The organism is Phenylobacterium sp. FG114, assembly GCF_057809855.1.
This window is the reverse complement of sequence record NZ_JBMDKU010000004.1, coordinates 324,950-344,121: the sequence shown is the minus strand read 5'-3', so window position 1 is coordinate 344,121 and position 19,172 is coordinate 324,950. Positions and strand designations below refer to the sequence as shown.

21 protein-coding genes are annotated in these 19,172 nt (G+C 68.8%); 14 read left to right on the top strand and 7 right to left on the bottom strand.

Going from position 1 to position 19,172, the window contains the following annotated elements; genetic code table 11:
* Window positions 1–188 precede the first annotated feature (188 nt).
* Window positions 189–4,484 carry an NACHT domain-containing protein gene (locus ACODSY_RS09245; protein ID WP_488951423.1) on the top strand — a complete coding sequence of 1,432 codons (4,296 nt, stop codon included), beginning with the start codon at window positions 189–191 and terminating at the stop codon, window positions 4,482–4,484.
* A 162-nt stretch (window positions 4,485–4,646) separates the two neighbouring features.
* Here ACODSY_RS09245 and ACODSY_RS09240 read toward each other — a convergent pair whose 3' ends face one another.
* Window positions 4,647–5,558: a hypothetical protein gene (locus ACODSY_RS09240; protein WP_488951422.1), complete on the bottom strand. Its 912-nt coding sequence runs from the start codon at window positions 5,556–5,558 to the stop codon at window positions 4,647–4,649.
* A gap of 325 nt (window positions 5,559–5,883) precedes the next feature.
* Between ACODSY_RS09240 and radC the strand changes: the two genes are divergently transcribed.
* From radC to ACODSY_RS09205, 7 genes are all read left to right on the top strand, one after another.
* A complete protein-coding gene (gene radC, locus ACODSY_RS09235) occupies window positions 5,884–6,549 on the top strand; it encodes a RadC family protein (protein WP_488951421.1) in 666 nt (221 codons plus the stop codon).
* On the top strand, window positions 6,546–7,430 hold the full coding sequence (locus tag ACODSY_RS09230) for a DUF7146 domain-containing protein (RefSeq protein ID WP_488951420.1): 885 nt from the start codon (window positions 6,546–6,548) through the stop codon (window positions 7,428–7,430). The genes radC and ACODSY_RS09230 overlap by 4 nt, the downstream gene beginning before the upstream one ends.
* A 61-nt stretch (window positions 7,431–7,491) precedes the next feature.
* Window positions 7,492–7,899: a DUF2958 domain-containing protein gene (locus ACODSY_RS09225; RefSeq protein WP_488951419.1), complete on the top strand. Its 408-nt coding sequence runs from the start codon at window positions 7,492–7,494 to the stop codon at window positions 7,897–7,899.
* Between the two features lie 153 nt (window positions 7,900–8,052).
* Window positions 8,053–9,834, top strand: coding sequence for a ParB/RepB/Spo0J family partition protein (locus tag ACODSY_RS09220; protein ID WP_488951418.1), 1,782 nt, complete (start codon window positions 8,053–8,055; stop codon window positions 9,832–9,834).
* Window positions 9,835–9,958: 124 nt separating this feature from the next.
* Window positions 9,959–10,462 carry a GcrA family cell cycle regulator gene (locus ACODSY_RS09215; protein ID WP_488951417.1) on the top strand — a complete coding sequence of 168 codons (504 nt, stop codon included), beginning with the start codon at window positions 9,959–9,961 and terminating at the stop codon, window positions 10,460–10,462.
* Between the two features lie 165 nt (window positions 10,463–10,627).
* The gene (locus ACODSY_RS09210) at window positions 10,628–11,563 is read left to right on the top strand and encodes a DUF2493 domain-containing protein (RefSeq protein ID WP_488951416.1); all 936 of its coding nucleotides are present in this window, start codon (window positions 10,628–10,630) and stop codon (window positions 11,561–11,563) included.
* Between the two features lie 70 nt (window positions 11,564–11,633).
* Window positions 11,634–11,810 (top strand): recombinase family protein, encoded by a 177-nt coding sequence (locus ACODSY_RS09205; protein ID WP_488951415.1) that lies wholly within the window; start codon window positions 11,634–11,636, stop codon window positions 11,808–11,810.
* Window positions 11,811–12,074: 264 nt separating this feature from the next.
* Here ACODSY_RS09205 and ACODSY_RS09200 read toward each other — a convergent pair whose 3' ends face one another.
* From ACODSY_RS09200 to ACODSY_RS09180, 5 genes are all read right to left on the bottom strand, one after another.
* Complete coding sequence (locus ACODSY_RS09200) at window positions 12,075–13,148, bottom strand: ParA family protein (RefSeq protein ID WP_488951414.1); 1,074 nt, start codon at window positions 13,146–13,148, stop codon at window positions 12,075–12,077.
* A gap of 123 nt (window positions 13,149–13,271) precedes the next feature.
* On the bottom strand, window positions 13,272–13,652 hold the full coding sequence (locus ACODSY_RS09195) for a helix-turn-helix domain-containing protein (RefSeq protein WP_488951413.1): 381 nt from the start codon (window positions 13,650–13,652) through the stop codon (window positions 13,272–13,274).
* Between the two features lie 72 nt (window positions 13,653–13,724).
* Window positions 13,725–14,189: a hypothetical protein gene (locus ACODSY_RS09190; protein WP_488951412.1), complete on the bottom strand. Its 465-nt coding sequence runs from the start codon at window positions 14,187–14,189 to the stop codon at window positions 13,725–13,727.
* A 15-nt stretch (window positions 14,190–14,204) separates the two neighbouring features.
* Window positions 14,205–14,630 (bottom strand): hypothetical protein, encoded by a 426-nt coding sequence (locus ACODSY_RS09185; RefSeq protein WP_488951411.1) that lies wholly within the window; start codon window positions 14,628–14,630, stop codon window positions 14,205–14,207.
* Between the two features lie 28 nt (window positions 14,631–14,658).
* The gene (locus tag ACODSY_RS09180; RefSeq protein WP_488951410.1) at window positions 14,659–15,060 is read right to left on the bottom strand and encodes a hypothetical protein; all 402 of its coding nucleotides are present in this window, start codon (window positions 15,058–15,060) and stop codon (window positions 14,659–14,661) included.
* Window positions 15,061–15,190: 130 nt separating this feature from the next.
* Between ACODSY_RS09180 and ACODSY_RS09175 the strand changes: the two genes are divergently transcribed.
* The 4 genes from ACODSY_RS09175 to ACODSY_RS09160 all read left to right on the top strand — a co-directional run bounded on the left by ACODSY_RS09175 (window position 15,191) and on the right by ACODSY_RS09160 (window position 17,306).
* Entirely contained in the window at window positions 15,191–15,421 is a 231-nt protein-coding gene (locus ACODSY_RS09175; RefSeq protein ID WP_488951409.1) for a helix-turn-helix domain-containing protein, read from the top strand.
* A 505-nt stretch (window positions 15,422–15,926) separates the two neighbouring features.
* Complete coding sequence (locus tag ACODSY_RS09170; protein ID WP_488951408.1) at window positions 15,927–16,241, top strand: DUF736 domain-containing protein; 315 nt, start codon at window positions 15,927–15,929, stop codon at window positions 16,239–16,241.
* A gap of 214 nt (window positions 16,242–16,455) precedes the next feature.
* Complete coding sequence (locus ACODSY_RS09165) at window positions 16,456–16,836, top strand: AbrB/MazE/SpoVT family DNA-binding domain-containing protein (protein WP_488951407.1); 381 nt, start codon at window positions 16,456–16,458, stop codon at window positions 16,834–16,836.
* A gap of 2 nt (window positions 16,837–16,838) precedes the next feature.
* The gene (locus ACODSY_RS09160; RefSeq protein WP_488951406.1) at window positions 16,839–17,306 is read left to right on the top strand and encodes a type II toxin-antitoxin system YhaV family toxin; all 468 of its coding nucleotides are present in this window, start codon (window positions 16,839–16,841) and stop codon (window positions 17,304–17,306) included.
* Between the two features lie 286 nt (window positions 17,307–17,592).
* Here the strand turns inward: ACODSY_RS09160 and ACODSY_RS09155 are convergent, their stop codons facing one another.
* The gene (locus tag ACODSY_RS09155; RefSeq protein WP_488951405.1) at window positions 17,593–17,934 is read right to left on the bottom strand and encodes a hypothetical protein; all 342 of its coding nucleotides are present in this window, start codon (window positions 17,932–17,934) and stop codon (window positions 17,593–17,595) included.
* A gap of 207 nt (window positions 17,935–18,141) precedes the next feature.
* On the opposite strand from ACODSY_RS09155, the gene ACODSY_RS09150 reads away from it, so the two are divergent.
* On the top strand, window positions 18,142–18,552 hold the full coding sequence (locus ACODSY_RS09150) for a hypothetical protein (RefSeq protein ID WP_488951404.1): 411 nt from the start codon (window positions 18,142–18,144) through the stop codon (window positions 18,550–18,552).
* Window positions 18,553–18,787: 235 nt separating this feature from the next.
* Entirely contained in the window at window positions 18,788–19,102 is a 315-nt protein-coding gene (locus ACODSY_RS09145; protein ID WP_488951403.1) for a hypothetical protein, read from the top strand.
* The last annotated feature ends 70 nt before the right edge of the window (window positions 19,103–19,172 follow it).

Genomic DNA, 19,172 nt, shown 5'->3' with positions numbered 1-19,172 from the left:
CGCCGCTGCCGCCACATCAACGAGCACGGATAGCCCGGACGGCTGAAGGTCCGGTTCGCGTCGTGATCCAACGACCGCTCCTGGCGCTCACCGTCACAAACAAGGGTTCCCGAGAGACTCTTGCAAGCGACGCCCGTCCACGCAATGCCAAGCTTCTCCTGCGGGGACCGTTGGTGGCATGGTGCGGGATGCCAGCCGCACGCGAGGTCGCCCAGCTAGACCGCCAGTTTTACCTGCACCACGAAGGCGATCCCGGCGACGATCTCGCGTGGGCGGGGCTGCGGCAGCCCGGGCTGGGCTGGGACGACCTCCTCAAGAAATCGCGGGTCGTGGTGCTGGCCGAGGCGGGCTCGGGGAAGTCCACGGAGCTGCGCTCGACCGCGGCGCGCCTGAAGACCGAGGGCCGCACAGCCTTCTTCGTGACGGTGCAGGCGATCGGTCGGCGCGGATTCCGCGGCGCGCTGGGCCGGCAGGGCGCGGCCGACCTCGACGCGTGGCTGACGTCTGATGGCCCGGCTTGGTTCTTCATCGACTCCATCGACGAGGGGAAGTGGGACCAGACGCGCTTCGACGACGCCGTCGCGCAGATCGCCGACGGCGTGGCGGGCGGCGAGGCCCGCTGTCACGTCATCTTCAGCGGTCGCTACCACGACTGGGACTACGCGGTGGACCTGGCCACCCTCGTCGAACAACTGCCCGTCACGCAGGTCGACGTGCCGACGCCGCCCAGCGCCGACGAGATCCTCGAGAAAGCGTTGCGCAACGTCACGGTCGAGCCGCCGAAGCCGCCGCCCGGGCCGGATGTCGTGATCCTGGCGCCGCTCGATGCCGATCGTGCCCGACGCTACGCGCATGCCAAGGGCGTGACCGACCTCGACGACTTCCTGCAGGCGATAGAGGAGGGCGGCCACTGGCCTTTCGCGCGGCGTCCGCTCGACCTTGGGTGGATGGTCGACTTCTGGCAGGACAAGGGCCGGCTGGGTCGGCTGGAGGAGATGCTGGAGGCAAGCCTAACGGCGCGGTTGCGCGACGAGAATCCCGCCTACCGCCCGGGCGATCCGCTCGACGCGGACACGGCCTGGCGCTCTCTGGAGACAATCGGCGCGGCCCTGGTGCTCGGGCAGGAGGTCGCCGTCGCCCTGCCCAGCGAGGAGGTCCAGGCCGGCGGCTCGGGACTGGACCTGCTGGACATCCTGCCCCGCCTTGGCCGGGAGACGATCGCCCGGCTTCTCAGCCGCCCGGCCTTCGAGCCCGGCGCGATCGGCCGCACGCGCCTCCACGGCGACAACGAGGGCGACGTGCGCAGCTACCTCGCCGCGCGCTGGTTGCTCCGCCTGGGTCGCGCCGGTGAGACCACCCGCCCGATCCGCGACCTTCTCTTCGTCACCCAGTACGGCAACGACCTCGTACGGCCGACCCTGCGCGGCGCCGCGGCCTGGATGTCGCTCTGGGACCCGGAGATCGCCCGCGAGATGGCGCGGCGCGATCCGGAGGCGCTGATCCAGCTCGGCGACCCGGCCGGGCTGAGCCTTCCGGTAAAGCGGGAGGTCCTGCACCTCATCCTGGACGACTATCGGCGCACGCCGCCGCGGTTCCGGTTCTTGCGGCACGACGGCCTCGCCCGTTTCGGATCCGACGAGCTTGCCGACGACATCCGCCACGCCTGGCCCGGCACGGCTGGAGCGCCCGATGCGCGCCACTTCCTCCTGCTCCTGATGTGGCGCGGGCGGATCGCGGGATGCGCGGACCTGGCCGAGGCGGCCGCGATCGACGCCGACGCCGACCTGATCACGCGGCAACTGGCGGTGAACGTCGTGGGCGAAGTGGGAACCGAGTCCCAGCGCCAGCTCGTCGCCGATGCGGTGCTTGGCGATGCGGCCTCGCCGCCGTCGCTCGTGTGGCATTCGGTGGAGGACTTCTTCCCTGCTCACGTCAGCGTGGCGCAGCTGGCCCAGGTGATCGAGACCATACCGGCTGCCGAAACCTATGGGTTTCGCCTCCAGGGACGCAAGCTCATGGAGCGCGCGGAAAGGACCGACGATCTCGTCCCGCTCCTGACGGCGGCGCTCGCGGCGGCCGGAGATCCCGACGACGACCCCGACGAGTATGCGTTGCCGACGGAAGGCGGCCGCGATGGCCTGGTCGCCGGCCTGACCCGCCTCATGCAGCGCGTTCCGGAGGATGAGCTTCCCCCGGTCGCCGTCGCCGTCTACCGCTACCTCAACCGCGGTCGCTTCTTCAGCTCGGACCGAGGCGAGGAGCTCGCCGAGCTCGACGCCCAGATGGCGCGCACCAGCGCGCGGCGGCGCGCGCTTTTCTGGGCCTTCGTCGACGAGCGACGGGCGAGCGCGCCAGGCCAGGCGCCCAGCAACACGCTGCAACTGCAGATTCTCGGCTGGCGCCAGGCCCTGGAGCAGACAGACATCGCGTGGCTCCTAGCGGATGGGCTCGCGCGCGCGGAACCGGACGACGCCCGATTGGCGACGTCCGCGGCGATCGAAACGTGGCGCGCTGTCGACTCCCCGCTGGAGGTCTTGGCTCGAATCCAGGCCGCGGCGGCGGAGCGGGGGGAAATGGCGGCGGTCGTCGAGGCGCAGCTCGCGCCGTGCGTAGAGGACCCGGCGCTCAGTGCGCAGCTCGCCGAGATGGAGGCGACGCGCCAGAAGTGGGCGGCGTCCCGGCACGAGCAGCTTGCCTCGTGGCGGGGCGAGATCGCCGAGGTGCAGGCGGACCCCAACGCCATTCTGCAAAGGGCGGATGACGGTGGGATCAGCCGCAGCTTCTGGCTGATGTGGCGGCTGGCGAGCGGACTGGTCCCCAGTTCCAACCGCTTCGCCATCTCCGACTTCAGTCCTGCGGCCCCGGCGATAGGCGAGATCGTGGTCGACGTCCTGGAGCAGGCGCTCATCGCCAACTGGCGCACCTTCGAGCCGCACCTGCGGAGCACCCGTGACGCCGACACCATCAATTCGATTTTCGACTACGACCGGATGGCGATCGCGGGCATCACGGTGGACGCGCATCGGACGTCCGGCTGGCCGAACGCCCTGAGCCCCGGTGAGGTCCGCAAGGCCACCGGCTTCGCGACGCTGGAACTGAACGGGCTGCCAAAGTGGATGGCGAGCCTGGCGAGCACATGGCCCGAACCTGTGGCTGAGGTCCTACTAGGCGAATTGCGCGCCTATCTCGCCGCAGCCTCGGAAGACGCCTTCGGCCTGCCGCAGGTTCTGGCGTCCGCGCCCATCGAGGTCCAGCGCGCGGTCGCCCCGGGCGTGTTCGAGATCATCCGCGATGAGCCGCCCCTGGCGAAGGCGCAGCTGCGGCCGCTGCTGTCTCTCTTGACCGCCGACCACGAACGCTTCGCCGCTGGGCTGGCGACCCTCCTGGCCGAACGCGCCTCGTCCGCCACTGACCTCGAGATCGCGGCGATCTACTATCGGGCGTGGTTCGTCGTCGCCCCCGACGACAGCCTCGCGCCATTCCTCGAAAGACTCGACGCGCTTGAGCCCGAGATTCAAACGAACCTCGTCGTCCTGGTGCTGCCCGGCGTGCTGGGCGATGCCTTCGGCGCGCGCTCAGAAGGTTTGCCTCTGCCGTTCCAAGTGCTCGTGCAGCTGGTCCTGACCATCTTCGGCGCTGTGCGGCTGGAGGACGACAACCACCGGCCGTCCGGCGAGGTGTTCACGCCGGACCCCCGCGACCATGCCGAGCAGGCGCGGAGCGGCGCGCTGACCCGGCTATGCGACGTCCCGGGGCGGGCAACCTATGAGACGCTTCTGCGGTTCGCCGACGAGAACCTGATCGCGATCCCGCCCGACCGGCTTCGCGACATGGCGCTCGACCGCGCGCTGAAGGACGGTGACATCGCGCGCTGGCCCGCGCGCGCCATCCCGGATTTCGAGCGCCTGCACGAGCACGCGCCGACCAATCCCGCAGATCTCCAAACGCTCGCACTCCAGCGCATGGAGGACATGCAGGCGAGCCTGTTCAAGGACGAGTTCGCCCAAGGGGTGGCCTTTCGGCAGCTGCAGACCGAGGAACTGGTGCAGCTGTGGATCGCTGAGCGCCTGCGGCTGAAGCAGTCGGAGAGCTACTCGGTCGAGCGCGAGTCGGAGCGCGCCACGCGCAAGTCGCCGGACATCACGCTGCGAGCCCGCGCCGTCGCCAATGTCGCTGTGCCCATCGAGATCAAGGTGGTCGACGATATGAGCCTGAGCGAGGTCATCGACGCCCTGCGCGTGCAGCTCTGCGCCAAGTACCTGCCAGGCCCGCCAACTCGGCACGGCGTGCTGTTGCTGGTCCACCAGGCACCGCGTGCGCGAGGATGGACCCATGAGGGCGCGATCCTCGACCTACACGGCATGCTCTCGGTCGTCCAGGCGGAGGCGGTTGCCATCTCTGGCGAGACGGACCTTTCACCCCAGCCCGCCGTGGCCGTCATCGATGTCAGCGCCATCCCGCTGGGCGGTCCTCTCCCGGCGTGACCAAGCCGGCGACCGCGAGGCTCAGCGCGCCAGGGTGTTCGACGTCGCGTCCTCGAGCGGCTTGAGCAGCCTGAACCGCACCAGACGCACTAGCGTGGGTCGTGGGCGTCTCAAGTTCGAGTTGCATCCTCGCGCCCCGGGGCGCGCGGCCCCCGATCATCCTCAGAACGGGTACGGCGTCGGCGCCCAACCAACGGCCTCGTCATAGGGGTAGATGTAGACGTCTGCAGGTGCCCATCTCGGTAGGCCATCGAAGGTGAAGCGGTCCGAAAGCTCGGTTCGCTGGCCAAGGCCATAGGGCGAGCCATATTGGGCGACCACCATTACAACCACCGCAAATACAGCGCTGATCGCGTGCTCCAGGGTGGCGGCGGAGAAGGCTGTTTCGCGGTCGTGCTTGGTGCGGTTGTAGGCCTCGTACCAGCCGAGCGATTGCGTTGGCGCCGCGGGGGCCCAGCTCGCGAACGGCGCGATCCCTTGAAGCCAGGGATAGGCAGTCAACCGGACCCGATAGGCCGCCAGCCGCATTGGCGTCAGTAGTTTCACGTAGTCGATCGTCGTGAAGCGGTCGGACGTCACGCCGTTCGCCGCCAAGATGCCTTTCCACTGAGCTTCTGCCTCCATTGCGGCCAGGATCAGCAAGTTGCGGATGTCGTGCCCAAAGACAGCCAAGTTCTCGCGGCTAGGGTGTACAGTCTCGCAGATGCGGTCGAGTGCTCGCACCAGCACTGCGAGCTGGACGCGCGTCATCGCCAGCGCATCGTGGTCGTGCCGCAGGTCAGGATAGAAGCCGGGCGACTCTAAGGGGTGCTGGTCGTGGGGGCGCGCCATGCGGGGATAGAACTGGCCGGGCGCGAGTGTGACCTCGTGAAAAGGGCTCTCTCCATTCGGTCCAAACCAGCCGTCCGCGCCGCGCCGGATCGCCGCGAAAACGTCCTCGCTGGGTTCCGCGCGAAAATAGCAGCCCGGCCCTTGTTGTGGGTTACTGATGCCCAGTCGGACGGCCTCTGTGGTGGAGATGCGCCAGACGCCCAGCGCTTTGCCAGCTCCGTCGAGGCGCAGGTAGTGGCGCAAGCTGCAGTGCCTCGCTGTTCCTAGGCCCAAGCATGGCGGAAAGGCCGGCCAGCGGATAGTGGCGGCGACAGGCTGGACAATCCCCTCTTCCGGACCGGGTGATAAGTCAGTTGACGCTGCCGTGAAGATTTCCGGATCGAAGGACGATCTCCACGTTCGGAGGTAAAGTATCGCTATGGACTAAGATTTAGGAGCGGCGAGGCGTCTTTCTGGCGTCTCAGGCCAGCTGAGCTCGGCCGAGGTGGCGGGGGCGCGTTGCCTGGGAGGCGAAGCGAGGGCGCGTCCGGGCGGTCCCGATGTGGGGCCGTCTCCGGGAGCGCTCGCCATGTCCTGCCTTCTGCCCGTCGTCGTGGGCGCCGCTTCGGCGCCGGAGCTTTTTCAGAGGTTATCCGCGTCCGGTCCGGAGGGCTTGGACGACGCCGAGGCGCTGCAGTTGGCCAGCGGGGCGTCGCGGGAGCAGGTCCGGGCGCTCCTCGACGAGTTCGGCTCGCTCCCGCAGGTGCTGTCCGCGTCGCCGGCGGCGCTGCGCCGGTTCGTGCGGCCGGCGGCGGCGGCTCGCCTGGCGCTGGCGCGGGACCTTGCACAACGGCTGCTGCGGGCGCCGCTCCGCGAGCGGCCCGTGCTCGGCAGCTGGTCGGCGCTGATGGACTATCTCCGGGCCGGCCTGGCCGGCCGGTCGCGTGAACGGTTCCACGTCCTCTACCTCGACAAGAAGAACCGGCTGATCCGCGACGAGATCGAGGGGGAGGGCACGGTGGACCACGCCCCGGTCTATCCGCGAGAGATCCTGCGTCGCGCGCTGGAGCTCGACGCCAGCGCATTGATCCTGGCCCATAACCATCCCGCCGGGGATCCGACGCCGTCGAGTGCAGACGTCGACATGACCCGGCAAGTGGTCGAGGCGGCGCGGGCGCTCCGGATCAGCGTGCACGACCACGTCGTGGTCGGCGGCGAGGGCGTCGCCAGCTTCCGCGCCCTTGGGCTGCTGTGAGCCGCGGCGGCCTGGCGGCGATCGTGCGGGCGCTGGGCGGCGACCTGTACGCAGACGGCGGCCGCGCCAATGTGCCGGGACCGGGACACAGCGCCGCCGACCGGTCGGTGTCGCTGGTGCTGAGCGACGGTCGGGTGATCGCGCACAGCTTCGCAGGCGACGGCTGGCGCGCGGTGCTCGAAGATCTGGTCGACCGGGGCCTAATCGACCGTGACGGTCGCCTCATGGGCGCCGGCGTCGTATCCGCAGCATCCGGCCCCTCGGCGCGGGCGCGCCGGGCGATCGCGCAGGGTCTGTGGGCGGAGGGCCGTCCGATCATGGGGACCCTGTCGGAGACCCATCTGCGGCGGCGCGGCGTGGTGAGTGCTTCGCCGGCGCTCCGGCATCATCCGGGCGTGCCCGCGGCCGTCTATGCGGCGCGCGGGCTTCGGCGACCCGCGCTGCTGGCGGCCATCACGGCGCCGGCGGGTGAGGTGACCGGCGTGGAGGTGACGTACCTCGCGCCGAATGGCGAGCGGGCCCGCATGAGCTTGGCGCGGAAGACCATCGGCGTGCGGGCGCCGGGCGCGGCCGTCCGGCTGGACCCGCCGGCGCCGCGGATGCTGGTGGGGGAGGGGGTGGCGACCAGCCTGAGCGCGGCGGCGCGCTTCGGCCTGCCGGCCTGGGCGCTGCTGTCCACAGGCAATCTGCGCGCCTGGCGGCCGCCGCCGGGGGTCGAATTCGTGGTGATCGCCGCGGATCGCGGGCGGGACGGCGAGCGATCGGCCCTGGTCCTGGCGGCCGCGCTGCGGGCGATGGGCGTACGGGGTGCGATCCGCTTGCCGCCGGCGCCGTTCGGGGACTGGAACGAGGCGTGGGTGGCGAGCCGGGAGGGGAAGTGAGGTCAGGCCGGGGCGGGCGCGGCGGACGGGTGGTCCGGGCCGCCGGCCCGGAGCGCCTGCCATGACCCCTGTTCCTGTCGATGACACCGGCCTGGTCCTGATCCCCGACGACCTGCGCCCGACCCTGATCGCCAACGGTCTGCGTGACGGCGACCCCGTCCCGGTCCTGAAGCTGTTCAATCCGGTGGGGCCCGGGACCTGGCTGATCACCGAGCTCGGCGATGACGGCGACACCCTGTTCGGGCTCTGCGACCTCGACATGGGCTTCCCGGAGCTGGGCTCCGTCAGCCTGTCGGAGATCAACTCGGTGAAGCTGCCGCTCGGCCTGACCATCGAGCGCGACGTCAGCTTCCAGGGCCGCGTGCCGATCTCGCGGTGGATGGAGCTCGCCCGCAGCGCCGGCTCGATCCGCGCCGCCGAAGCGGTGGTGCGCGCGCTGCCCGCGATCAACGGGACCGCCACGTCCTGACATCGAATTCGCCGGGCTTGTCCCGGCGATCCGCGGTTCGGCGCCGCCCGGCCGCGACCCGCGCCATCCCGGCGCAAGAGCCCTCGCCGTTGTCCCGCTTAGAGCGTGGGTGGCGAGGGCCGACTCACACCCCTGACCCCCAGGAGTCCGACCATGAGACTGGCCTTTGCCGATCCTCGCAACCTGCACCTTTCGCCCCTCAACATGCACCATGGGCGTCCCGACCCGGACGTCTCCGACATCCTGCCCTCGGTGCGCCGGCGCGGCGTGCTGCTCGCCCTCCTGGTGCTGGAGACCATCGCCGACGGCGCGGTGGTCCCGGACCACTACGATGTGGTCGCCGGCCGGCGCCGCTGGACGGCGGCGCTGGCGGCCCTCGCCGAGGGCGTCGAGCTCGACCCCGTGCCGGTCGCCATCCTTGAGCCCGGCGACGACGCCGCGGCGATCGAGGCCTCGCTGATCGAGAACCTCAATCGCCTGCCGCCGGACGAGGTGGCGTGCTGGGAAACCTTCGCGCGCCTGACCAAGGCCGGCCGCACCGTCGAGGCGATCGCCGCCACCTTCGGGATGTCCGAGGCGGTGGTGAGGCGGACCCTGGCGCTGGGCGCGCTGCTGCCGCGGATCCGCGCCCTCTACCGGAACGAAGCGATCGACGTAGCGACGGTGCGGTGCCTCACCCTGGCCAGCAAGGCGCAGCAGAAGGCGTGGCTGGCGCTGTTCGACGATCCGGAGCAGCGAGCGCCGACCGGCGCCCAGCTCAAGGCCTGGCTGTTCGGCGGGGCGTCGATCCCGACCAAACACGCGTTGTTCGCCCTGGACGACTACCCCGGCGAGGTTGTCGCCGACCTGTTCGGGGAGGACAGTTACTTCGCCGACCTCGACCTCTTCTGGACGCACCAGAACGCGGCCATCGCGGCCCGAGTCGAGGCGCTGCAGGCGGCCGGCTGGAGCGAGGTGGTCGTGCTGGACGTCGGGGACCGCTTCGCCACCTGGACGCACCAGCAGGTCGGCAAGCGCGCCGCCGGCAAGGTGTTCATCGAGGTGAGCGGACGCGGTGAGGTCACCGTGCACGAGGGCTGGCTCACGACCAGGGAGGCCCGCAAGGTCCGCGCGGCGGCCGAGAAGGCGGCGCGGGGCGAGGCTGGGGTGACCCCGCCGGCCGTGGTGCGGGCGGAGGTCACCAACGCCCAGGAGACCTACATCGACCTGCACAGGCTGGCGGCCGTGCGGGTCGCCCTGACCGAGGCGCCGGGAGTGGCGCTCCGCCTCCTGGTGGCGCACGCTCTGGTGGGGTCCGCGCACTGGCGGGTGGAGGCGGACGGGCGGCAGGGCGACGCCGCGCTCTCGGCCAGCCTCGCCGCCAACACCGCCACCGCCGCCTTCGCCGGGCGCCGGCAGGCCGTGGCCCGGAGCCTGGGTCTCGATCCGGACCGGCGGGCGCTCGTGGGCCAGCGCCCGGAAGGCGGGGTCAGCAGCGCATTCGTCCGCCTGCTGGCGATGCCGGACGACGAGGTGCTGGGTATCGCGGCGATGGTGATGGCCGAGACCCTGGCGGCCGGCAGCGCCGAGGTGGAGGCCGCCGGCGCCTGGCTCAAGGTCGAGATCGCCCGGTTCTGGTCGCCCGACGAGGCCTTCTTCGACCTGATCCGTGACCGTGAAGCGGTCAACGCCATGCTGCGGGAGGTGGGCGGCAAGAGGGTCGCGGACGGCAACCTCACCGAACGGGTCAAGACCCAGAAGGCGATCATCCGCGACCACCTGGAGGGCGCTCATGACCGGCCAAAGGTCGAGGCGTGGACGCCCCGCTGGATGGCGTTCCCGCCCACCGCCTACACCAAGCGGCCGTTCGCGCCGGCAGCGCGGGCCAGGTCGGTGGCGCTGTTGCTACGGCGGGTGCGGCCGCCCGTCGATCCGACGGCGATCGCCGCCGAATAGCCACGGCCAGATGGCGAGGCCCCCGCGCTGGCGCGGGGGCTTTGTCGTGCTGGCGTGCCGGAGGCGGAGGCAGGGCCGCGGGCGGGCGAGCCGGCCCGTGGTGGGCCGGCGCTGGAGCCCTGCCATGACCGCTTCTGCCCGCGCCGCCCGTTCGCCCGGCGCCTGGACTGACGACGCCGTCGAGACCCTGACCCGGCTGTGGCGTCCGGGCGACCTCAGCGCCGCGATGATCGCCCGCCGGCTCGGCGTCACCCGCAACGCCGTCCTCGGCAAGATCCATCGCCTGGGCTTGTCGCAGCCCCGGCGTCCGCGACCGCCCGCGATCGCGCCGCCACCCCGGCCGGCGAAGCCCAGGCCGGTCGCATCGGCTCGCCGGGCGCCCGCCTCGGCGCCGGTTCGGACGTCGCCGCAGCAGACGGGTGCCGAGATCGGGCCGGGTCTGGTCGCGCGGCTGGAGGACCTGTCGACACGGGCCTGCCACTGGCCGCTCGGCGATCCGCAGGCGGCGGACTTCGCGTTCTGCGGCCGGCGGGCCGAGACGGGGCCGTACTGCCCGGCGCACGCGGGCGTGGCCTACCGCGGCCGGGGCGTCGATGGGGCGGCGCTGTCGCGGCTGTTGCGGCGCTGAGCGGGGCTCTTAGGACCGGCCGAAGCGGAGGGTCGCGACGGAGCGCCACCGCGGCCCGCCGCCGGCAAGGGTGCGCTGGCGCCGCCTGACGGCGCCCTGGCCTGCGCCGGCTCCGCGGCGGCCGGAGGTCGCGAGCTTCGGCTCGGACCCTTTGAGGAGCCCCCCATGCGCACCGCACCTTCCTTCTTCAACACCGCCGACCTCGACGGCTTCGACGCCCGGACCGCCGCCCTGCAGGATCCCAGGCCACATCCCACCGAGCCGCAGCTCGTCCAGCTCGGCCGCAGCGTGGTGACCGAGGTCCTGGACGTGGTCCTGGCGAGCGCGCTCGAGGATCACACGTCCACGATCTGCGAGACCCTGATCGGCGGACTGCACGCCGGCGTGCAGCGGCTCGAGCGCGACGCGGACCGCGAGCGCGAGGCGCTGGCCAACCTGTTGCACGACTTCGACGGCTCGGAAGTGGCCGACGTCGACCTGCAGGAGGCCAAGATGCGGGGCGACGCCCTGGACGTGGCCGCAGCCGCCCTGGAGTTCGTGCGCGATGCCGCGGCCGAGACCTACGCCTCGGCGAGCGGCGAGGTCTGGAGCCCGTGGCGCGGGAGCGTGCGGGGCGGATCCACGAGCGCCGCGCAGATCGATGCGCAGTCGGCGCTCAGGTCGCGGGAGGCCCGGCGGCGTTCGCAGACCGATCCGGGCGACGCCGTGGTGGCGTTCCGGGCCTCGCCGCGGAGCGACGCGCCGGAGGACGCGCGGCGGATCTTCGACGCCCTCAACTGGGCGCGCGCCGAGTGGCCCGACATGAGCCTGGCGCTGACCGACGCCAAGGGCGGCGAGCGGCTGGCCAAGCGCTGGGCGCAGCAGAAGGGCGTGCGCCTCGTGCTCGCCAAGCCGGACTTCGCCCGCTTCGGACGGGCGGCCCCGTTCCGCGCCAACGACCAGCTGCTGGCGCTGCGGCCCGTCTGCGTCCTCGTGCTGCCGGAGAGCCTGGGCCGGGCGGCCGAGGCCGGCGCGCCGCCGTTCGGGCCGGCCATGAACCTGGCCGACGAGGCGCGCCGCCGGGGCCTGCGCTGCGTGCGGATCACTGCTCACCGAAGCTGAGGCCAGATCGCATTCTGGGCTGACAGATCCATGCGAAGGGCTCAGCCTCGCCGGACGAAGAGGTTTTCGCATGCGAGTTGCTCAGTACGTCCGCATGTCCACGGACCATCAGGACTGCTCGATCGCCTACCAAGTGGCGCACAACGCATCTGCGGCGGCTGAGACGGGGTGCGAGATCGTCGAAACCATCGCGGAGGAGGGTATTTCCGGTCTGGAGCTGGAACCCGCGAGGGCCTTCGAAAACTGATTGAGCGGCTCACGGATAGCTCGGCGCGCTTCTTATCGATCCTCGTCTATGACGTCAGCCGCTAGGGGCACTTTCAGACCCCGACAAAGGCACCTACTACGAGTTCCTCTGCGCGCGCGCCGGCAAGGCACCTGAAGGGGGGGACCACCGCCCTGGCGGTGGTCGTTGTGCAAGGCTCCCGTAGGCATGAAGAGTCGTGACTCTGAAGGGACCCTGGGAACGTCCCCATGTGTCAAATTCAAACTCAAACTATGAGTTTGACATTCATAGCTTATCTACAAACGCCTCAAGATGATCCAATGATTCCTTATAGTTTGATTTGGGAATATGGACATCCATGCCGTCGGGCATCTTGTAGGTGGTGTGTTGAGGTAACTTGTGCAGTGGAATGCCCAGGCTCGACGACACTTTACCGGCAGTGTGAAAATCCTTCACATTTGACATAAATATTTCTTCCCACTCCTCGTTATCTGATGGAAGGGTGTTCAGAGACGCAAATACACTTGGATCCGCCTGGTACTGTTGCCAAGCAAAAGCTGATATTTCATTCTTTATCGACGCGTATGCATTGGCCACGCCCAGATTGGCTGTGAAATTGTTGAACGGAAGTTCAAAAATTGTTGGCAAACTTAAGCCAAAATTCTGAATTTGCTTATTGAACGTGAGAACCTTGTCCGCATATGTCTTGGCGGCAGATGAAGGATATTTGCCGTACAGAAGCATCATGATGCCCTTGATGCCTTCGAGCGAGCTATAGTCAGCCATTACCGGAATGACGATCTGATCGGACGATACGAGGGCCATCTGTGTATAGACTGAGAAGCTAGGATTACAGTCGACAAAGACTGTCATTTCTTCGAAGTCAGTTCTTGCGAGCTCAGCTTCGCACAGTCGTCTGATCGCCGTGACGTACTCCGACCACGCATTCACATTGCCTGGGTTCATCGTTGCGAAGTTTAACGCTAGAGACAGAGACTCTAAGAACGAGTCGCCGGCAATCAGATAGAGATTTTCGGCAATTTGACGATTGTATCGCGATACGTGCGTCATGTAGCTGGCGGGGATGCTGGTGAACCCGGAGTTCCCGCCCAGCAGCCAGTCCATGAATCCTACAATATTTCTCCTAGTAGCTTGTGATTGAAGTCGTTGATTTTCGGCATAACCATTCTTTCCGCCTCCCAAAAAGAATTGGGAGATGTTGGCCTGTGGGCAAAGGTCTATAACTAAGATGAGCCTATCGGGGTGTTGCTCCGCGTACAGACTGGCAGCATTCTGGCATAGAGTTGTCTTCCCGACGCCACCCTTGTTGTTGTAAAATGCATATATTACGTTTGACATCGTTCACTTCCCCAACTTTCGTTGATACGATGGCCAAGTAGCAGTCCGATGGCAACCGCCGAGCCGCGAGAGGTTCGTCATGCTCATTGACGCACCCGGTCAGCAGGCGCGGCCGCGCTGCGTTTAGCGCGTCGCCGGGAGCGTTCCGAGGAATCCCACCAGCGCCGATTGCTGCGCGCGCGGCAGCCGGCCGTAGGTCTTCAGCAGCTCCAGCGCGCCGGGTGCGCCCAGCAGGTCGGCGAGCTCGTCCGTGAGGCCGCTCGCGGCGGCGTCGGTCCCGAAGAGCTCGGACACCGAAACCTGCAGGAACGCGGCGATCTCGGCCAGTTTCGAGGCGCTCACCCGGTTGGCGCCGCGCTCGTACTTCTGGATCTGCTGGAAGGTGAGGCCGACCGCCTCGGCGAGCGCCTGCTGGCTGACGCCGCGCGCCTTGCGGGTCAGGCGGATGCGGGCGCCGACGGCCATGTCGACGGGGTGGCGTGGGGTTTCCGGCTTCAGGGGCATGGTCTCATATCGGATTGTGCGCACGGCGCACGCAAGGGTCCGGCCAGCGGTGTGGCGGTCGCTGGGCGAGGTTCACCAGAGGGCCTTGAGGTCGCGGACGGCGGTGTGGAGGAGGCCGTAGATGACCGGGAAGTCCTGCACGAACAGCTCCGCCAGCACCACCTCGAACTTCAGCAGCACGCCTTCGCGTGTGGTCGCCGTAGCCAGGGGAAGGCTGGGGGCGAGCGCCTCGCGTTCGACGTGCAGCTGGTCGAGCCGGGCGTCGATGGCCCGCAGGGGCGCGGCCTGCGGTCCCGCCATCAGGGCGGCGCCCGCGGGCGTGGGGGCCTGGAGCCGCAGCAGCTCGGCCTCGATATCACCCCAGCGTTCCAGGAGGCGCATCGTCTCGGCCTTGTTCGCCAGCCAGGTTCGGCAGAGGGCGACGCTGTCGGCGTCGGCCGGAGCGGGAAGGCCGGGCGCCGCGAGCCCGGCGGCCGGGGCGCCGAGCACGGCCCGCCGCGACAGGCGGGGCGGGCGGAGGTGAGGATCGTCGGTCATCTGCGTCCTCGAGGTTCAGCAATCGCGGTCACGGACGAGGGTGAGATAGGCCTCGGCGGCGGCCAGGGCGCATCGCGGGTCCGGCAGCGGCCAGGACAGGAGCGCCGGGTAGCGGAAGGCCTGGGCGTGGTGCGGACGGCTGAGCTGGCGGATGACGCCGTCGACCGCGCTGGCGCCGGGGACCTCGAAGCCGGCGTCCGGCAGGGTCACGCGCCAGGCCCAGTCGAGGTCGTGGCCCAGCCACATCAGGCGCTCGTCGTCCCAGCCCGCGCGAGCGGCGACACTCTTCAGGGCGAGCTCCATGCCGTGGCCCAGGAGGCCATAGAAGGGCAGCCGCACCTGTTCGAAATCGGGCGCAGCCAGGACGCCGCGCGCCGCCGAGATATAGGCTTCGCCCAGCCGGAGGTAGCGGGCCGCCCGCGTGTTGCCTTGTGGCGTCATCGCCGGTCTAGCGTCATGGGGCCGCCGCTCATCGCGGGGTGTAGATGCGCCAGGGGCCGGCGCAGTGCTGGCGAATGAACTCGCCGACGTGATCCAGGGCGACCAGCTCGTCGTCGTCGCCATTGTTCTTCATGAGCCAGCGCAGGTAGCCGAACTTGGCCCGGATCGCCGGTTCGTCGGTGGACGGCGTGAGCAGGATCAGCCGGTCCAGTTCGTCCACGCGCCGGAAGAGCTGGTCCCGGAGTCCCTCCGGGTCTTCCGGCAGGCTCCAGGCGAGGTCCATGGCGGCGTAGGCCTCGGCGACCCAGCGGTCGAAGGGGTGGGGCAGGGCGCCCACATCCGGAGCGGGCAGGAGCGGTGCGGCCGAGACGCCGGCGAGAACCCCGCGACGGTTCAGGTTGAAAGGCGCTTTCCTGGACTCGCGCGTCATCATACGTCTCCTCTACCTGGACCCGCACAGCGCGGGCCCGGGAACGTGAGGCCGATAGTCGGTACGTTGAGGGCATTGTTGATGTCATTGAGCGCGGAAGTCAACGCCATGAGTGCGTTTTGAGCATTCCATGCTGACCCCGCTGCAAGTCAAGCTCGGCCGGACGGCGGTCGGCCTGGGCCTGCGCGACCTCGCGAAGGCGGCCGGCGTCGCGCCGTCGACGATCACCCGTTTCGAGAACGGCCGGGGCGGCATGCACAGCGGCACGATGGACCGCGTGCAGCAGGTGCTCGAAGACGCCGGCGTGATCTTCATCCGCGCCGACGCCGAGGGCGGGGCCGGTGTTCGGCTGAAGCTGTAGGCCAGGCCCGGCAGAGCCTCCCACACCGCAGGCCGCTGGGATCGAAGGGCCAATCCTCCGGAGCGGCGGCAAGACGTGTTGCGGTCGGGTGACGGCGTGGCGCTTCCGGCGCCGTGCATAGGGGTGGCTGGGCGAAGGCTCCAAGCCCTGGCGGTCGGGCTCATGCCGCGGGCTGGGCTGGGCAGACGTCGCGGGACGGCGCGTTCGGCCGTGGGGGCCATCGGCGCTTCTGGAGACCGGTGGGCGCCGGGCGCGGCTCCGGGTGTCGGCTCGGCCTGCGCGGCCTCTCGTTGGCGAAGGGGTTCAAGGTCCGGCCGGCGGCGCAACGGCGTCCGGCGGCTTTCTTCCCCTGGGCTGACGCCCATTCCTCGCGCCCAAGAAAGCCGCCGGCCGCCATCCTCCGCTGACGCTGCGGGCCTTCGGCTGCGCCGCCCGCCGGCCCTCGACTCCAGGTCCGCCATCGAGGCCACGGCAGGCGCGGCCCGAAACTCAGAGGAGACTTCCCATGGCGACCATCGGCACCTTCATGAAGAGCGGCGACGGCAGCTACAACGGCGCGATCCGGACCCTCAGCCTCAACGTCAAGCAAGCGCAGCTGAAGCCCGTAGCCAAGGAGAGCGAGAACGCCCCGGACTTCCGCATCTTCGCCGCCGGCACCGAGTTCGGGGCGGCCTGGAAGAAGACCAGCCGCGAGAACCGCGACTACCTCTCGGTCAAGCTCGACGACCCCAGCTTCCCGGCGCCGATCTACGCCAACCTGGTGGACGCGGAGGAGGGCTACAGCCTGGTCTGGTCCCGCAACACCCGCCCGGCGAACTGAGGCCTCAGGCGGCGGCGCTTCCGGCGCCGCCGCCGATCTCCGAGCCGGAGCCGCGACGGGCCGCGGGTGCGAGGCGCCGGGGCGGCGATGGGTTGTCGATACGTATGAGTGTACGTATATTGGGCGCAGGGTTCGCCAGCCCTGAAGCGGAGAACACATGTCCACCAGGCCTACGCAGCGGTCCACGTCCCGTGGGGGCGCGACCGGACGTTTCATGGCTCGCGCGCCGGCGGCGGGCGGGATGGACGTTCGCGCCTACAAGGGGAAGGTCACCACGACCGGGAGCTCCAAGGCGGTGCGCCTGGGCAAGCAGTTCTTCACCGACCACCCCGAGTTCGAGGTGAGCGCCGAGGTGAGGGTCCGCTCGGTGTCCCCCGGCTACGTGCTGATGGCCGTCGAGGCGCCGAATTCCACCGGCCGGAAGACCGATGAGCTCGACCCGGTCGTGGGCGCCTTCCTGTCGTTCATGGAAGCCGACCTGAAGGCCAATCCGCACAAGGTACAGCCGCTGGACCTCTCCCGCGTGGCGGCGCTGGTCGAGGGCGTCACGCCGCTCCGCGACGATGAGGATCTGCCCGCCGACTTCACGCTCTGACGATGGGGCAGGGCGCGGCGCCGGTTCGGAACGGCTGGACCCTGCTGGCCACCGAGGAGTTCAACCGGCAGCTCGCGAGCCTCGCCGCCGACGTCGAGGCGCTGCGGGCCGCCGATCCGAACGGGTGGCAGAATCACCCGAAGGCCAAGTTCCTGGCGCGGGTGGTCGACATCCTGCTGAACGAGGCGCCCGCCGATCCGGCGCACAAGGCCTTCCGGCAGGGCGCGACCTTGGGGGACAGCTACAAGCACTGGTTCCGGGTCAAGTTCCTGAGCCGGTTTCGCCTGTTCTTCCGCTGGGACGGCAAGGCGAAGGTGATCATCTACTGCTGGCTGAACGACGAGACGACGCTGCGCAAGGCCGGGTCGAAGACCGATCCCTATGCGATCTTCACCAAGCGCCTGCAGAGCGGCGATCCGCCCGACAGCTGGGCGGATCTGCTCAAGGCGGCGAAGCCGCTGGAGCCTTGAAGGCGCCACTCCGTCGGGCCACGGCACTGGCCGATGAACCAGTCAGGTAGCGGATCAAGTGAACTTCTGCAGGGCGTGGGGAGCGGACTCTGCTTCCCGAGCTAATCGACGCCGACGCCGCGCTCGCGCAGCACCTGCCGAACTAGGGTCGCGTGACCGCCATTGGCTACGAGCCGCCTGCCGGTCGACATCACCTCGCCTCTGAGTCCCGCAAGAAGATCGTCTGTTGAGAGCTTCCGCAGCCACTCAAGGCGGGCAGCCTGCTCGTCGCGTCGCACAAATCTGGTCATTCAGCGCCTTGCGGCTTTGCGCTCGTGTCGGAAGACACTCCTGATGAATTGGAGTGCAGGAGCTGGGCACGCAGCGTGTCCCGCTCTTGCTTCACACCTTCATCGATTGCCGATGGATCATTCGGCGGATTCTTGAATGCGACGGCGAACAGAACATTTCGCAGGGCGGCAATCGGCGCGATCATCACGGTGAATATCAAAGCCGTGGCGGGTTCTTCGCCCAACGCCGCCATGAACGCGAGGCACACCGCGGGGAGCCACGCCAGGTCGGCCAGATAGTCGCGCAGGTAGCTAACCGGGAGGCGACGTATGCGCAACCACGCCACTACACCGGCCAAACTGGCGAGAACCGCCTCTACCCAAGTAAGCCAATGCGGTGACGCCATAGCTAAGGTTCGTCCATCTGCGTAGCGTCCGCAACGGGTCTGAAACCGGAAATCGTTGCCACGCCTCAGATCGGACGCTCGCTGGCCTTTCCGGAAACCAGACCGCGCGAATGTCAGCGCGGGGTGGAAAGGCGACAGCAGTTGAGCTACCCGCCACCCATGGAAACGCCGACCTTCAAGAAGCTCAACGATGGGTGGAACGCCGAACCCAATGATCCAGGCGAGCACGTTGCCGTCGAAGATGAGAGGGTGGAGCTGTCCTTCCGGCTAAATCCTTGGGCGCATGCAGCGGAGGAAGGCGACGTCGCCCGGTTGCTGTTCGACGGCTGCTCGCGATGGAGGCTAGGTCCCACAAATGATGAGGGGTGGTATCGCGGCCGGTGCCGATACAGCAAGACCGCGCCAGGATGGGGCGAGTTCTACGAACTTGAAGGTCCCGACCCGCTAGCTGACCAACCGGACGACTGGCAGGAGCCGCATCCCGCTGGGCGCGGAAGCCGACATTTTATCTTCTATCTAAGGGACTCGACCTTCGAATGCTTTGCAGCCGACTGGTCGTTCAGCCGCTGAAAAGACGTGCCCGAGGGTCCGCAACGGGTCGAAGCGGACGCTGGCGCGTCTGCCGAAACCGGACGTTCGAGGTGTGCGCCTGAAAGCGGACGCGGTGAACTTCCGAGAAGGGTGGAAAGGGGTCCTTCAGCGAGGCAAGCTATACAGGATGATGCGGCCACTTCTCTTGCTGGGTGTGGCGGGGTGCGCGGCACTCCTCGGAGGATGCGTCCTCGAGCTCCGGATTAAGGCCGAGATGCCGGGCGGCGAGCTGACCTTCTATTCCTCTCAGAAGGAACGCCGCCACTGGTGCTTGGACAGACTCACCGTCGCAGATCGGGAGAGCGGGGTGGTGATGTGGCAGATGGAGCCGCACCCGGCGAAGGACCAGCAGCAGTTCTGCGAGACGGACTTCCCGTTGCGCTATGGCCATGCTCCACCGTGGCTAGTCACGACGGTTGGACCGAGGCCTCTCTCGATGAAGCGCGTGTATGTCGTCGAAGGCTGGAGCGGCAACCACTTGCGCGGTGCATTCAGCCTTGAAGGCGCGACCGTAAAGAACGTCCGCTGAGGGTCGGAAGCCCGCATTAGCATGTGATCCAGAAGCGGACGCCTATCTGGCCACAGGTGGATCGCGAAAC

What these genes read in the sequence shown, in the direction of transcription:
- ACODSY_RS09245 (WP_488951423.1), top strand. Translation starts at nt 189, where the DNA reads ATGCCAGCCGCACGCGAGGTCGCCCAGCTAGACCGCCAGTTTTACCTG.
- radC (WP_488951421.1), top strand. Translation starts at nt 5,884, where the DNA reads ATGTCCTGCCTTCTGCCCGTCGTCGTGGGCGCCGCTTCGGCGCCGGAG.
- ACODSY_RS09225 (WP_488951419.1), top strand. Translation starts at nt 7,492, where the DNA reads ATGACCCCTGTTCCTGTCGATGACACCGGCCTGGTCCTGATCCCCGAC.
- ACODSY_RS09220 (WP_488951418.1), top strand. Translation starts at nt 8,053, where the DNA reads ATGAGACTGGCCTTTGCCGATCCTCGCAACCTGCACCTTTCGCCCCTC.
- ACODSY_RS09215 (WP_488951417.1), top strand. Translation starts at nt 9,959, where the DNA reads ATGACCGCTTCTGCCCGCGCCGCCCGTTCGCCCGGCGCCTGGACTGAC.
- ACODSY_RS09210 (WP_488951416.1), top strand. Translation starts at nt 10,628, where the DNA reads ATGCGCACCGCACCTTCCTTCTTCAACACCGCCGACCTCGACGGCTTC.
- ACODSY_RS09205 (WP_488951415.1), top strand. Translation starts at nt 11,634, where the DNA reads ATGCGAGTTGCTCAGTACGTCCGCATGTCCACGGACCATCAGGACTGC.
- ACODSY_RS09200 (WP_488951414.1), bottom strand. Translation starts at nt 13,148, where the DNA reads ATGTCAAACGTAATATATGCATTTTACAACAACAAGGGTGGCGTCGGG.
- ACODSY_RS09195 (WP_488951413.1), bottom strand. Translation starts at nt 13,652, where the DNA reads ATGCCCCTGAAGCCGGAAACCCCACGCCACCCCGTCGACATGGCCGTC.
- ACODSY_RS09190 (WP_488951412.1), bottom strand. Translation starts at nt 14,189, where the DNA reads ATGACCGACGATCCTCACCTCCGCCCGCCCCGCCTGTCGCGGCGGGCC.
- ACODSY_RS09185 (WP_488951411.1), bottom strand. Translation starts at nt 14,630, where the DNA reads ATGACGCCACAAGGCAACACGCGGGCGGCCCGCTACCTCCGGCTGGGC.
- ACODSY_RS09180 (WP_488951410.1), bottom strand. Translation starts at nt 15,060, where the DNA reads ATGACGCGCGAGTCCAGGAAAGCGCCTTTCAACCTGAACCGTCGCGGG.
- ACODSY_RS09175 (WP_488951409.1), top strand. Translation starts at nt 15,191, where the DNA reads ATGCTGACCCCGCTGCAAGTCAAGCTCGGCCGGACGGCGGTCGGCCTG.
- ACODSY_RS09170 (WP_488951408.1), top strand. Translation starts at nt 15,927, where the DNA reads ATGGCGACCATCGGCACCTTCATGAAGAGCGGCGACGGCAGCTACAAC.
- ACODSY_RS09165 (WP_488951407.1), top strand. Translation starts at nt 16,456, where the DNA reads ATGGCTCGCGCGCCGGCGGCGGGCGGGATGGACGTTCGCGCCTACAAG.
- ACODSY_RS09160 (WP_488951406.1), top strand. Translation starts at nt 16,839, where the DNA reads ATGGGGCAGGGCGCGGCGCCGGTTCGGAACGGCTGGACCCTGCTGGCC.
- ACODSY_RS09150 (WP_488951404.1), top strand. Translation starts at nt 18,142, where the DNA reads ATGGAAACGCCGACCTTCAAGAAGCTCAACGATGGGTGGAACGCCGAA.
- ACODSY_RS09145 (WP_488951403.1), top strand. Translation starts at nt 18,788, where the DNA reads ATGCCGGGCGGCGAGCTGACCTTCTATTCCTCTCAGAAGGAACGCCGC.